This is a genomic window from Rhizobacter sp. (genome assembly GCF_035702065.1).
In the GTDB taxonomy this organism is placed as follows: domain Bacteria; phylum Pseudomonadota; class Gammaproteobacteria; order Burkholderiales; family Burkholderiaceae_C; genus Rhizobacter.
The window spans coordinates 1-12,361 of record NZ_DASSRA010000396.1 but is presented as its reverse complement, the minus strand read 5'-3'; the positions used below and the strand labels follow the sequence as shown (position 1 = coordinate 12,361).

The following is a 12,361-nucleotide window of genomic DNA, read 5'->3' as shown; positions in this document are numbered from 1 at the left end:
CCTCGGGCTGGGCCTCGATCTCGACCTTGTTCAGGTCGACGTCGGCCTTCTTGCCCAGGCCGCCGGAGACGAGGCCCGGGAAGGCGATGACGAGGGCGACCATGATGATCTGGATGAGCACGAACGGCACCGCGCCCCAGTAGATCTGCCCGGTCGTGACCCTGGCGATAGGCTTCTTGGTGATCTTGTCGGTGTAGTCGTTGTGCGGGGCCACGCTGCGCAGGTAGAAGAGCGCGAAGCCGAACGGCGGGTGCATGAACGAGGTCTGCATGTTCACGGCCAGCAGAACCCCGAACCACACCAGGTCGATGCCCAGCTTGTCGGCCACTGGCGCGAGCAGTGGCACGACGATGAACGACAGCTCGAAGAAGTCGAGGAAGAAGGCCAGCACGAAGATCAGGATGTTGACCACGATCAGGAAGCCGAGCTGCCCGCCAGGCAGGCTGGTCAGCAGGTGCTCGACCCACTTGGGGCCGTCCACGCCCTGGAACGACAGGCTGAACACCGTGGAGCCCACCAGGATGAAGAGCACGAAGCACGAGAGCTTCATGGTCGAGTCCATGGCCTGGCGCAGGAGCTTCATGTCGATGCGCTTGCGCGCCAGTGCCATCACGAGCGCACCGGTGGCGCCCATCGCGCCACCTTCGGTCGGCGTGGCGATCCCGAGGAAGATGGTGCCGAGCACGAGGAAGATCAGCCCGAGCGGCGGGATCAGCACGAAGGTCACGCGCTCGGCCATGTTGGACAGCAGGTGCAGGCGTGCCACCTTGTTGATGACTGCCAGCACGAAGGCCACACCCACGCCCACACACATCGAGGTGACGATCATCTCGTCGGTGGGTGTCGTGGCCGGGCGCGACTTGGCGAAGGCGATCGCACAGCCCAGGGAAAGCAGCGAGAGCACGAGCAGCGAGCGCAGGCCGGGAGAACCATCGGCCTCGCGGATGGTGCGTGCCTCCGGCGGCAGGGCAGGTACCCATTTGGGGCGGCTGATGGCGATGCCGATGACGTAGAGCAGGTACAGCCCGGTCAGCACGAAGCCGGGGATGAAGGCGCCCTTGTAGAGGTCACCCACGCTCTTGCCGAGCTGGTCGGCCATCACGATGAGAACCAGCGACGGCGGGATGATCTGCGCCAGCGTGCCCGAGGCGGCGATCACGCCGCTGGCCAAGCGCCGGTCGTAGCCGTAACGCAGCATGATGGGCAGCGAGATCAGGCCCATCGAGATCACCGATGCGGCGACGACGCCCGTCGTGGCGGCGAGCATGGCCCCCACGAGGATCACCGCGATGGCCAGGCCACCGCGGATCGGGCCGAAGAGCTGGCCGACGGTGTCGAGCAGGTCTTCGGCCATGCCCGACCGTTCGAGCACCAGGCCCATGAAGGTGAAGAACGGGATCGCCAGCAGGGTGTCGTTCTGCATGATCCCGAAGATGCGCAAGGGCAGCGCCTGCATCAGCGAGGCCATGCCGGGCACGCCCAGCTCGATGGCGACGAAGCCGAAGAAAAGGCCGCAGGCAGCCAGCGAAAACGCCACCGAATAGCCCATCAGCAGGAAGACGATCAGGCTGGCAAACATGATCGGCGCCATGTTGGCGGTGATGAACTCGATCATTTGTCGCCTCCCTTGGCGGCGGCCTGCTCACGGGCGGCCACTTCCTTTTGCAGCAGGAACTCGGCGAGTTCTTCTTCGGCGGTCTTGGCGCCGAGCTTCTGCGTGGGGTCGGGGATCAGCCCCTTGAGGAACGCGAAGCGCTTGATGAGTTCGGAGACGGCCTGGATGCCCAGGAAGAGCAAGCCCAGCGGCAAGAGTGCATAGACCGGCCAGCGGATCAGGCCGCCGGCGTTGGACGACATCTCGCCGCTCGTGTACGCGCGCATCACCAGCGGCATGACCATGCTGAACACCACCACCACGAACGGCAGCAGGAAGCAGGCGAGGCCCACGATGTCGACCCAGATCTGCACCCGCTTGGAGAAGCGGCCGACGATCACGTCGATCTTCACGTGCTCCTGGCGCAAGAGCGTGTAACCGGCCGCTAACAGGAAGACGCCGGCAAACAGATACCACTGGATCTCGAGGAAGGCGTTGGAGCTGGTGTTGAACGCCTTGCGCACGATCGCATTGGCTGCGCTGATGAGGACTGCCGCCAGCACGAGCCAGGCGACCCAGCGGCCGACGAACTCGCTGAAGCGGTCGATCCACCTGGACAGGGTGAGTAGGGGGGACACGGGGAGTCTCCGGAGTGTTTTGAAAGATTGGAACGCACGGCCTGCCACGTGGACGAACCGGCGGCAGCTGGATCAGAACCGATCCGGCCCTGCCGCGCTACGGGTCTTTCCGCTAAGTGGTTTTACTTGCCTGCCGGGGGCAGGTCGCGACAGTGCTCGACCGCGTATTTGATCAGCTCGGCCTGGCCCTCCAGCCCGAGCTTGCGCTTGATGTTCTGGCGGTGGGTTTCGACCGTGCGCACGCTCAGGCCGAGGTCCTGGGCGATCTGGCGGCTGGCGTGGCCACGCGCGAGGCCGGCCAGGATCTCGCTCTCGCGCAGCGACAGCACGGGCCGGGGTGCCTGCGACCGCGACATCCGGCCGGAAATCGCGGCACTCAGGTAGCTGCGGCCCGCAGCGATGGCGTCGATGGCATCGAGGATTTCTTCCGAGGGAGCGTCCTTCAACACATAGCCGCGGGCGCCGGCCTGGATGGCGCGGTTCACGTACTCGGGGTTGTCGTACATGCTCAGCATGAGCACCCGCAGGCCGGGGTGGCGCTGCAGCAGCTGGGCCGTGAGGTCGATGCCGTTGGTGCCCTTCATGCCCACGTCCATGAGTACCAGATCCGGCGTCTGTTGCTCGACCAGCGCCATCGCCTCGACGGCGTTGTCGGCCTCGCCCACCCACTGCAGGCCGGGCTGGCTGGACAGGCGCAGCTTGAGGCCATCGCGTACCAGCGGGTGGTCGTCGACGACTGCGATGCGGGTGGGGTGGGGGGTGCTCATGCGGCCTTCTGTCCGGCGAGTTCGAAACGGCGCACGGCGGCGAGGGGCACGTCGGCCAGCACGTCGGTGCGGCCCGGCAATGAACGCACTCTGAACTGCCCGCCGATGGACTCGACCCGTTCTCGCATGTTGCGCAGGCCGATGCCCCGGCGGGGGTGCAGGCTGACGGCCTGCTCATTGAAGCCCTGGCCGTCGTCGGTGATGCGCAGGCGCACGCCCTGGCGGCCGAAGACCAGGCGCAGCTGCACCTGGCTGGCGCCGGCGTGCTTCTCGATGTTGGTCAGGGCTTCCTGCGTCACGCGGAAGAGCACGGTGCTTACCGCGTCGGGCAGGGGCGTGGCCGTGCCGCCCACGCGCATGTCGAAGGCCATGTCGCTGTGCTCGCTGAACTCGCGGCCCATCTGCTCCAGCGCAGCGGGCAGGCCCAGCACGTCGAGTTCGGCGGGGCGCAGCCTGTGCGAGATGTTGCGCACCTCGTGCAGGGCGTCGTTCAGCCGTGCGAGGGCTTTGCCGAGCGGCCCACCCGGCGTGCGCTCGGATTGGGCCTGGGCCGATTCGAGCAGCAGCTTGATCGACACCAGCGTCTGGCTGGTGCCGTCGTGCAGCTCGCGCGAGAGGTGGGCGCGCTCGTCTTCCTGCGACTTGACCACCTGGCGCGCCAGCAGGCGCAGCTTGCTGTCGGCCTCGCGCGATTCGCTCAGGTTGAGCGCCAGGCCGCAGGCACCCAGCACCGCGATGCCGGCCAGTGCGATGCCAGAGATCCACCACATGGTGGCGCTGACGTTGTCGCTGACCTGCTGGTCGAGCTGGGCCAGCGTGGCCTGCACGTCGTCGAGGTACAGGCCGGTGCCAAGCATCCAGTTCCAACGGGGCAGCGCGATCACGTAGCCGAGCTTCGGCGTGATCTGCTGGGTGGAAGGCTTCTGCCAGACGTACTGCACGTAGCCGCCGCCTTCGCGGGCGCGCTCGATGAGCCGCTGGATGATGGGCTGGCCTTGCGCGTCACGCATCTCCCAGAGGTTGCGGCCCACCAGCTCCGGCTGGCGCGGGTGCATGAGGTTGCGCCCGCTCATGTCGTAGAGGAAGAAGTAGCCGTCGGCACCGTAGTCGAGCGTGGCCAGCAGGCGCATGGCTTCGGCCTGGGTGGCCTCGTCGTTGCGGCCCGAGGCGTAGAGCGGTGCGATCACGCTTTGCGCGAGGTCCACGTAGTGGCGCAGTTCGGCCTGCTTGCTCGTCATGTAGGCCGACTCGACCAGCGCCCGTTCGCGCTCGGACAGGTTGCGCTCCTGCTGGCGCACCGCCCAGGCGATCAGCGCCACCGAAGCCAGCAGCGGGATCACCGCCAACAGGAAGACCTTGAGCTTGAGGCGCATGGCCCGCCCCACCCGATGGGAGTCAGCCGCCGGTGGCAGCGCGGTAGAGCTTGCCCGAGCGAGCGCCCGAGCGGCAGAAGGCGAGCAGCGGGCGCGGCAGGGTGCGCAGCAGCTCGGCGAAGCGCGCGATCTCCTCCGGCGACTGGTAGGCACCGTTCACCGGAAGGAAGGCGTACTCCAGCCCGGCGGCGCGGGCTGCGGCTTCCATCACCGCGCTGGTGGGCTGGTCGGGGCCGCCTTCGAAGTCAGGGCGGTTGTTGATGACGCTCTTGAAGCCGTTCTGTGCGGCCCAGGCCATGGCGGCCGGGTCGAGCTGGGGGGCGACGCAGACGTCGGCTGCGACCGGTTGAACCTGCGGGGCGCTCATGTCGTCCCCCTCAGCGGCTGAGTGCCTGCTTCACGGCGGCCGAGACCAGGCCCATGTCGGCCTTGCCGGCGAGCTGTGCCTTCACGGCGCCCATCACCTTGCCCATGTCGCCAGGGCCGGTGGCACCTACGCTGGCCACGATCTTGGCGACTTCGGCGGCGATCTCCTCGGCACTCAGGCGCTGCGGCAGGTAGCCTTCGAGCACCTTCAGTTCGGCGGTCTCCTTGTCGACCAGGTCGGTGCGGCCGGCGGTACTGAACTGGGTGATCGAATCCTTGCGTTGCTTGATGAGCTTGTCGACGATGGCGATCACGTCGGCGTCGGTGAGCACCACGCGCTCATCAACTTCCTTCTGCTTCAACGCGGCCAGCAGGCCGCGAATCGTCAGCAGGCGCTCCGAGTCCTTGGCGCGCATGGCGGTCTTCATGTCTTCGGTGATCTGGTCTTTGAGGCTCATCGTGTGCTTCCGCTTGAGGGTAGAAACGACCAAGCCCGCAGAAATGACAAAGCCCGCTTTCCAGCGGGCTCGGCGGGCTTTGGCTGAACGCCGGGGCGATCAGTACAAACGCTTGGGCAGTTGCATGCTGCGGATGCGCTTGAAGTGGCGCTTCACCGCGGCAGCCTTCTTGCGCTTGCGCTCGGCCGTGGGCTTCTCGTAGAACTCGCGGGCGCGCAGGTCGGTCAGCAGGCCCAGCTTTTCAATCGTGCGCTTGAAACGGCGCAGAGCCACGTCGAACGGCTCATTCTCTTTGACGCGAATAGAAGTCATAGATCCAGATGTTGATGCGCTCGGTGTTCGCCCCGGGTCTCTGGTTGGAGGTTCCGGAATCCAGCCAGAGGCGTGGACGAATCGCAGCGCGGGTTTTGCCAGCAAAGACCGCGATTATAAGCAGGCCCGCAGGGCGGTGCAAGAAAAAGCGTTAGTGGGCGCTCTTCGGGCCGATGGACGTGGCCAAGGCCTGCGCGCAGGCATGGGCGCTGGCCCAGGCCCACTGAAAGTTGTAACCGCCGAGCCAGCCCGTCACGTCGACCACCTCGCCAATGAAGTGCAGGCCGGGCACGCGCTGGCTTTCCAGGCTCTGGGAGCTGAGTTCGCGGGTGTCGACGCCACCGGCGGTGACCTCGGCCTTGCGGTAGCCCTCGGTGCCGGAAGGCGTCAGCTCCCAGGTTTTCAGGCTCTGGGCGAGCTGGCGCAGATCGCGGTCGCGGGTGTCGGCCAGCAGCTTGTCGGCTTGGTCGCCGAGCCAGCTTTCCGCCAGGCGGGCGGGGAGCAGGGTGCTCAGTTCGTTGCCCAGCTTGCGCCGGGAGCCCTGCTTGCCGTGGAGCAGCTGCTCGGCCAGGTCGAGTCCGGGCGCCAGGTCGATCTGCAGGGGCGTGTGCGGCTTCCAGAAACTGGAGATCTGCAGCACGGCCGGGCCGCTCAGGCCGCGGTGGGTGAACAGCAGGTCTTCGAGGAAGCTGCCGCCGCCCTTGGCCGGACCGGTGCGGATGCCGACTGGCAGCGACAGGCCGGCCAGCGCGGAGAAGGGTGCCCAGCTGTCGGCATCGAAGGTCAGGGGCACCAGCGCCGGGCGGGTCTCGATGAGGTGGTGGCCGAATTGCTTGGCGATGCGGTAGCCGAAGTCGGTGGCGCCGATCTTCGGAATCGAGAGCCCACCGGTGGCGATCACCACGCGGGTGGCGCGCACCGGGCCGCGGTCGGTGTCGAGTTCGAAGCCGTACTCCGACTGGCGGACGGCCAGCACGCCGCAGGGCTGCCAGCGGGCCACGTTGCCGTGCTCGCATTCACGCAGCAGCATGCCGATGATGTCTTCGGCCGATTCGTCGCAGAAGAGCTGCCCTTTGTGCTTCTCGTGCCAGGGAATGCGGTGGCGCTGCACGAGCGAGATGAAGTCCTGCGGCGTGTAGCGCGCCAGCGCAGATCGACAGAAGTGCGGGTTGGCCGAGAGGAAGTTGGCGGGCCCGGCCTCGCGGTTGGTGAAGTTGCAGCGGCCGCCGCCGGAGATGCGGATCTTCTCCGCGACCTTCTCGCTGTGATCGAGCAACAGCACCTTGGCGCCGAGTTGCCCGGCCACCCCGGCGCAGAAGAGGCCTGCCGCGCCGGCCCCGATCACCACTGCATCGAATCTCCCCATCGACCCATTATCACAAGGCACTTCCTAGAATCGCCGGCCCATGACCTCTGCCACGCTCGCCGCGCCCGAACCTGCCATCCCCGAACGTCGATTGCTGCACGCCACGATCGCGGTGCGCATCCAGTTCTTCATCGCCGGCGCGCTCTTCGCCACCTGGGGCATCCACGTGCCCACGGTCAAGCAGCACTACGGCCTGGGCGAGCAGGCACTTGCGATGGCGATGCTGGCCTCGGGCATTGGCGCCGTGCTGACGTTGACCCAGGCTGGGCGGATCGTCGGCCGCCAGGGCGCACGCCGCATGGCCTTGCTCTCGGGCTTTCTGTGCGCAGCCAGCCTCGCGGCTGTGCTGGCCAGCAGCAGCTACGTCGTGCTGCTCGCGCTGATGGTGGTGTTCGGCATCGGCATGAGCCTGCTCGACGTGTCGATCAATGCGGCGGCCAGCGAGCTCGAGCGCCTGCGCTCGCGCAACCTGATGAGCGGCTTCCACGCCATGTTCAGCCTGGGCGGCATGGTGGGGGCGGCGCTGGGCAGCGCGCTGCTGTCGCGCGGCATGGCACCGGGCACGCACCTGGTGAGCACCGCGCTCGGCTCGCTCGTGGTCCTGATGGCGGCAGGGGCGGTGATGCTGCGCACCGTGGCCGGTTCGTCGCAGGAAGGTCATGGCTTCGCCCTGCCGCGCGGTGTGCTGGGCTTGCTGGGTGTGCTCGCCGCAGTTGGCCTGATCGCCGAAGGCGCGATGTACGACTGGAGCGTGCTCTACATGACCCAGGAACTGCACAGTGCGCCCGACGTGGCGGCACTGGCCTACGCGAGCTTCAGCGCGGCCATGGCTGCTGCGCGCTTCGCCGGCGACTGGATCCGAGATCACGTGAAGCCCGCCGTGCTGATGAGCGCGAGCGCTGCGCTCGCGGCCGTGGCGATGGCTGCCGTGCTGTGGATTGCGCACCCTGTGGCGACGCTGGTGGGCTTCGCGCTCGTCGGCCTGGGTTTCGCGAACGTGGTGCCGGTGCTTTTCGGCAGTGCCGCGAAGATGGACGCCAACCCGGCGCACGGCATCGCCGTGGTGGCGTCGGTGGGCTACTTCGGGATGATGGCCGGCCCGCCGCTCATCGGCGTGATCGCCGAGCACTGGTCGCTGCCGGCCGGGATGGCCTCGGTGGCGGTGTTCGCGACGATCCTGGCGCTCGCGGCGCCGAAAGCGCTCGCCAAGGCTGGTTGACCCGGCTCAGCCCTTCCAGGTGAACGGGAACTTCACCTGCTTCCAGAAGCCGTTGGGCACGTAGTCGCCCAGCACACCGTACTGCGCCGGCCATTCACGGTCTGCCTTCACCGCGGTGCCGAACAGGTAGTCGATGAAGGCGAAGTGCGCGGCGTAGTTCTTGTCGATCGCCTCGTCGTCCTGCGAGTGGTGCCAGTGGTGGAAGTTGGGCGTCACGATCAGGTAGCGCAGCGGCCCCAGGCGCACGCTCACGTTGGCGTGATTGAACACCGCCTGGAAACCGACCACCACGATGTAGGCGTCGATCACCTCCTTGCTGAAGCCCAGCACGTAGATGGGCGCGAGCACCAGCGTACGCGTGATCAGCAGCTCCAGGATGTGCTGGCGCGAGCCGGCGAGCCAGTCCATGCTCTTCACGCTGTGGTGCACGGCGTGCAGGCGCCACAGCAACGGCACCTCGTGGTAGGCGCGGTGCGTCCAGTACTGCACCAGGTCGGCCACCAGGATGATCAGGAACAGCGCTACCCAGAAGTTGAGCCCCGCCACCCAGCCGCGAATGCCATCGTTCGCGGCCCAGCCGAAGAGCTTGTGCACCAGCAGGTTGGTGGCCAGCAGGATGAAGCCCACCACCATGTGGTTGACGATGAAGTGGTGGAAGTCGGTCTGCCATTCGGCGCGGAACACCGGCTGGTCGCGGCGCAGCGCCCACATCTTCTCGATGAAGACGAAGATCAGCGTGGAGCCGAGCAGGTCGAGGATGAACCAGTCGAGCCCGATGTAGGGTGTGTGGTCGGGGAAGTTCGGGTCCACCGGCACCGAGTGCGCGCCGAAGAGCACGGTCGCCGCCACGATGAGAAAGGACGAGGCCGCCAGCCAGCGCGCGCGGCCGCGGATGATGTTGACGAGCGAGAGCGACCCCGAGATCACCAGCGCCGCCAGCAGGATCTTGCGGATGATGTCGACGTTGTAGCTCTTGCGCAGCTCGGGCGTGGTGAGGTACTCGGGGAAGTGGAAGGCCAGCACGCCCAGGAAGCACAGGATGGCCAGCGACAGCGCGATGACCCCGGTGACCATGCCGTGGCCAGGCCGCAGTTCACCGTGCGATTCGGTCAGTTGGTTGAGCTTGTCGAGTTCGAGCACGGCGCATGCCTCCCTGTTGTTGCGGGCCGATTATCGGCCCGCACCGCGGGCGATCAGGCCGCTTGCACCGTCGCTGAAACCACTGAAACAGACGCCAGGCCCTTGAGCACGTCGCCCACCACGATGATGGCGGGGCTGCCCAGGCCTTCGCGTTCGATCAGGCCCGTGAGGTCGCCCAGCAGGCCCACGGCATGGCGCTGCTGCGGCAAGGTGGCGTGCTGCACCACGGCCACGGGCGTGCTGCGGCAAAGGGCCTGCAGCAAGCCGTCTTGCAGGTGCCCGGCCTGCGAGACGCCCATGTAGATCACCAGCGTGAGGCCTTGCGCGGCGGCCGCCGCCAAGGTGGGCCAATCGAGCGCATGGTCTTTGTCCTTGGCATGGCCGGTCACGAAGATCACGCCGTGGGCGTGGTCGCGGTGGGTGAGCGGCACGCCGAGCGAGGTGACGGCCGCCAGGCCCGAGGTGATGCCGTTGACCACCTCGACCTCGATGCCGAGAGCACGCAGGTGTTCCACCTCTTCGCCGCCGCGGCCGAAGACGAATGGGTCACCGCCCTTGAGCCGAACCACGCGCTCGCCCTTGAGGGCCTCGCTCGCCATCAGCTTTTCGATGAAGGCCTGCGGCGTGGACGCGCAGCCGCCGCGCTTGCCCACGTGCACGATGCGCGTGGTGCGCCGTGCGTAGCGCAGCACGGCGTCGCCCACCAGGTCGTCGACCAGCAACACGGTGGCCGAGCGGATGGCGCGCACGGCCTTGAGGGTGAGCAGTTCGGGGTCGCCGGGGCCGGCGCCGACGAGGACGACGGGTTGTGTCATGCGGACTTCTCTCGGGGGTGGGCATGGGCCAGTGCGGCGAGCGACGCGCGCAGGCTGTCCACCTGTTGCACCAAAGGCGCGGGCGCGGGCTTCTCGCCGCTGATGACGGACTGGATGTACATGGCCGTGGTGGCGGCGTCGCAGGTGCGTGGCAGCACTGGCAGCTCGCGCAGCACGCCGTCGTGCGCGGCGACGTTCAGGTCGGCGCGCAGGAAACCGTCGATGAACACCTCGAGCCGTGGCATGCGGCGTGGGTCGGCCACCGGCTCGCCTTCGGTGCCGCGCATCAGCATCGCATTGGCGATGGTGTGCTGCAGGAACTCGGTGAGCATCGTGCCGTACTCGGGGTGGGTGTAGTTCACCACCCGCAGCGCGGTGCCGGCAGGGCAGGGATCGAGCAGCTTGGCCACCGTGTGGCCGGAGTTGCGCAGGCCGATGGTCCAGCGCGCATCGAGCAGCCGCGCGAGCGGCGGGCACAGCACGTCGGTGCGGATGTAGACCGGCTCGCGGCGTTGCCACGCTGCGGCCACGTCTTCGGCATCGCGCGCGATGGGCAGGCCGAGGTCGTGGAAGATCTCCGCGGTGGTCACCCGGCCCGGGTCTTCCGGCATGCCGTGCACGAGCACCGGAATGTCTTCCTGTGCCAGCAGCAAGGCCAGCAGCGACGTGAGGTTGGGCAGCTTGCGCGCGCCGTTGTACGAGGGCAGCACGACGGCCGGCCGTTGCGTGGCGATGGGGATGCAGCGCTCGGTGGTGGCCTGCAGGAAGCCGGTGGTCTCTTCCACCGTCTCGCCCTTGATGCGCATGGCCATCGCGAAGGCGCCGAGCTCTAGATCGGTGACCTGGCCGTCCAGCACCTGGCTCATCAGGTCGTGTGCCTGCTCGGTGTTGAGCGACCGCGCGCCTTCCTTGCCGCGGCCGATCTCCTTGATGTACTGGCTGATGCTCATGTTGTGTCTTTCCCTGCTGTCTGGATCGCAAGACCCGGGCCACGTGTCGGCCCCAGGGCGCGCGATTCTAGGGATGACGCATCAAGCCACGCGCACCTGACTGCGGATCATGCGCTTCAACTCGGGGATGCACGAGCCGCAGTTCGTGCCGCACTTCAGGCCCGCCTGCAGCTGCGCGAGTTGGTCGTCAGGCGACCCGGTGCAGGTTTCGAGCTTCGTCAGGATGTCAGGCTCCGCCACGTTGAAGCAGGTGCAGACCTGCCGCCCGCGTGCCTGCACCGCCACCGGGGCGCGGGCGCCGGGCACCAGCAGCAGGCGGCCGTAGGCCTGGGCCGGCAGCTCGTCCTGCAGCAGCGGCTTGACCCACACCTCGGCGCTGATGTCGCCGCCCAGCACGAAGCCTTCGAGCTGCACCTTGTCACCCACCTGTGCCAGGCGCATGGTGCGGCGCTGGCCGCGGCGCTTGTCGGCATAGTGCAGCACGTCGCTCGCACCCAGGCCCAGCACGCCTTCGATGCGTGCCAGCAACTCGTCGGGCGCCGCTTCGTAAGCCGCCGCGCGGAACAGCACGCCGCTGCGCTCACGGCCGAAGGGCACGCAGCTCGCGAAGGTGAAGGCGCCCATCACCGACTTGAGCTCCTCGCGCGCCAGCAAGGCCTTGTCCTCGGGCAGCCAGGCCAGGGCGAGCAGGCGCCAGGGCAGCTCGGCCTTCATCACCTTGATGGCAGCGTGCTTGAGTTCGGGCTGCTTGGACTTGGGGCAGTACGCCGGGGTGGTGAGCGCGTTGACGCCGGTCATGCGTGCGCCGGTGCCCGTGCTGCCGGAGACGAACTCCTCGCCCCAGTGCATGGCGATGAAGGCCTGCGTGGGGGCCACCTGCTCGCTGGGTTGCACGGGAAGCACGATCGAGCCGCGGCGCGAGGTCACGTGCACCAGGTCGCCGGCAGCGAGGCTCAGGCGCGTGAGGTCCTGCCGGTTCATCTCGATGCCGGGCTCGGGCACGTGGCCGAACAGGCGGCCCACCGTGCCGGTGCGGCTCATGCCGTGCCACTGGTCGCGCAGGCGGCCGGTGGTGAGCGAGAAGGGGTAGCGCACATCGCGCGCTTCCGCCAGCTCCTCGTAAGCCACGTCGGCAAACTGCGCGCGGCCGCTGGCGGTGGGGAAGATGCCGTCTTCGTACAGGCGCACCCGACCTGCGCTGGCGCCCTGCGGGAAGGGCCACTGCGCGGGCGCCGCGTCGAGCTGGGCGTAGCTCAGGCCGGTGATGTCGAGGTCGCGGCCGCGGGTGCTCTCGCGGTGCTCGTTCCACACCGACTCGGGCGTGTCGTAGGGGAAGAGGGTGGGCGCGCCCGGGCGCAACTTC

Annotated in this window: 13 protein-coding genes; 1 reads left to right on the top strand and 12 read right to left on the bottom strand. The window is 67.8% G+C overall.

Annotated features, from left to right (window positions below; genetic code table 11):
• The 8 genes from VFL64_RS17435 to VFL64_RS17400 all read right to left on the bottom strand — a co-directional run.
• Nucleotides 1-1,615: TRAP transporter large permease (locus VFL64_RS17435; RefSeq protein WP_489541648.1), on the bottom strand; the 1,615-nt coding region annotated here is incomplete at its 3' end.
• A complete protein-coding gene (locus VFL64_RS17430) occupies nucleotides 1,612-2,232 on the bottom strand; it encodes a TRAP transporter small permease subunit (protein ID WP_489541647.1) in 621 nt (206 codons plus the stop codon). The genes VFL64_RS17435 and VFL64_RS17430, both read right to left, overlap by 4 nt.
• A gap of 122 nt (nucleotides 2,233-2,354) precedes the next feature.
• Nucleotides 2,355-2,999, bottom strand: coding sequence for a response regulator transcription factor (locus VFL64_RS17425; protein WP_489541646.1), 645 nt, complete (start codon nucleotides 2,997-2,999; stop codon nucleotides 2,355-2,357).
• Entirely contained in the window at nucleotides 2,996-4,372 is a 1,377-nt protein-coding gene (locus VFL64_RS17420) for a cache domain-containing protein (RefSeq protein ID WP_489541645.1), read from the bottom strand. Before VFL64_RS17420 ends, VFL64_RS17425 begins: the two co-directional genes overlap by 4 nt.
• Before the next feature lie 22 nt (nucleotides 4,373-4,394).
• Nucleotides 4,395-4,739, bottom strand: a complete 345-nt coding sequence (locus VFL64_RS17415) for a protein tyrosine phosphatase family protein (protein WP_489541644.1) — start codon at nucleotides 4,737-4,739, stop codon at nucleotides 4,395-4,397.
• 10 nt (nucleotides 4,740-4,749) lie between these two features.
• Nucleotides 4,750-5,196 carry a GatB/YqeY domain-containing protein gene (locus VFL64_RS17410; RefSeq protein ID WP_489541643.1) on the bottom strand — a complete coding sequence of 149 codons (447 nt, stop codon included), beginning with the start codon at nucleotides 5,194-5,196 and terminating at the stop codon, nucleotides 4,750-4,752.
• A gap of 99 nt (nucleotides 5,197-5,295) precedes the next feature.
• On the bottom strand, nucleotides 5,296-5,508 hold the full coding sequence (gene rpsU / locus VFL64_RS17405; RefSeq protein ID WP_047503026.1) for a 30S ribosomal protein S21: 213 nt from the start codon (nucleotides 5,506-5,508) through the stop codon (nucleotides 5,296-5,298).
• A 151-nt stretch (nucleotides 5,509-5,659) separates the two neighbouring features.
• Nucleotides 5,660-6,874: a BaiN/RdsA family NAD(P)/FAD-dependent oxidoreductase gene (locus VFL64_RS17400; protein ID WP_489541642.1), complete on the bottom strand. Its 1,215-nt coding sequence runs from the start codon at nucleotides 6,872-6,874 to the stop codon at nucleotides 5,660-5,662.
• Between the two features lie 40 nt (nucleotides 6,875-6,914).
• Between VFL64_RS17400 and VFL64_RS17395 the strand changes: the two genes are divergently transcribed.
• Nucleotides 6,915-8,093, top strand: coding sequence for an MFS transporter (locus VFL64_RS17395; protein WP_489541641.1), 1,179 nt, complete (start codon nucleotides 6,915-6,917; stop codon nucleotides 8,091-8,093).
• A gap of 6 nt (nucleotides 8,094-8,099) precedes the next feature.
• On the opposite strand, the gene VFL64_RS17390 is transcribed toward VFL64_RS17395, so the two are convergent.
• The 4 genes from VFL64_RS17390 to VFL64_RS17375 form a co-directional block, all read right to left on the bottom strand.
• Nucleotides 8,100-9,233, bottom strand: coding sequence for a sterol desaturase family protein (locus VFL64_RS17390; RefSeq protein WP_489541640.1), 1,134 nt, complete (start codon nucleotides 9,231-9,233; stop codon nucleotides 8,100-8,102).
• Between the two features lie 53 nt (nucleotides 9,234-9,286).
• Nucleotides 9,287-10,048: a uroporphyrinogen-III C-methyltransferase gene (gene cobA / locus VFL64_RS17385; protein WP_489541639.1), complete on the bottom strand. Its 762-nt coding sequence runs from the start codon at nucleotides 10,046-10,048 to the stop codon at nucleotides 9,287-9,289.
• The gene (ybiB, locus tag VFL64_RS17380) at nucleotides 10,045-10,998 is read right to left on the bottom strand and encodes a DNA-binding protein YbiB (RefSeq protein ID WP_489541638.1); all 954 of its coding nucleotides are present in this window, start codon (nucleotides 10,996-10,998) and stop codon (nucleotides 10,045-10,047) included. Before ybiB ends, cobA begins: the two co-directional genes overlap by 4 nt.
• Before the next feature lie 81 nt (nucleotides 10,999-11,079).
• Nucleotides 11,080-12,361, bottom strand: a 1,282-nt coding sequence (locus VFL64_RS17375; RefSeq protein ID WP_489541637.1) for a nitrate reductase, incomplete at its 5' end; no start/stop codon positions are given.

What these genes read in the sequence shown, in the direction of transcription:
- VFL64_RS17395 (WP_489541641.1), top strand. Translation starts at nt 6,915, where the DNA reads ATGACCTCTGCCACGCTCGCCGCGCCCGAACCTGCCATCCCCGAACGT.
- rpsU (WP_047503026.1), bottom strand. Translation starts at nt 5,508, where the DNA reads ATGACTTCTATTCGCGTCAAAGAGAATGAGCCGTTCGACGTGGCTCTG.
- cobA (WP_489541639.1), bottom strand. Translation starts at nt 10,048, where the DNA reads ATGACACAACCCGTCGTCCTCGTCGGCGCCGGCCCCGGCGACCCCGAA.
- VFL64_RS17425 (WP_489541646.1), bottom strand. Translation starts at nt 2,999, where the DNA reads ATGAGCACCCCCCACCCCACCCGCATCGCAGTCGTCGACGACCACCCG.
- ybiB (WP_489541638.1), bottom strand. Translation starts at nt 10,998, where the DNA reads ATGAGCATCAGCCAGTACATCAAGGAGATCGGCCGCGGCAAGGAAGGC.
- VFL64_RS17400 (WP_489541642.1), bottom strand. Translation starts at nt 6,874, where the DNA reads ATGGGGAGATTCGATGCAGTGGTGATCGGGGCCGGCGCGGCAGGCCTC.
- VFL64_RS17415 (WP_489541644.1), bottom strand. Translation starts at nt 4,739, where the DNA reads ATGAGCGCCCCGCAGGTTCAACCGGTCGCAGCCGACGTCTGCGTCGCC.
- VFL64_RS17410 (WP_489541643.1), bottom strand. Translation starts at nt 5,196, where the DNA reads ATGAGCCTCAAAGACCAGATCACCGAAGACATGAAGACCGCCATGCGC.
- VFL64_RS17420 (WP_489541645.1), bottom strand. Translation starts at nt 4,372, where the DNA reads ATGCGCCTCAAGCTCAAGGTCTTCCTGTTGGCGGTGATCCCGCTGCTG.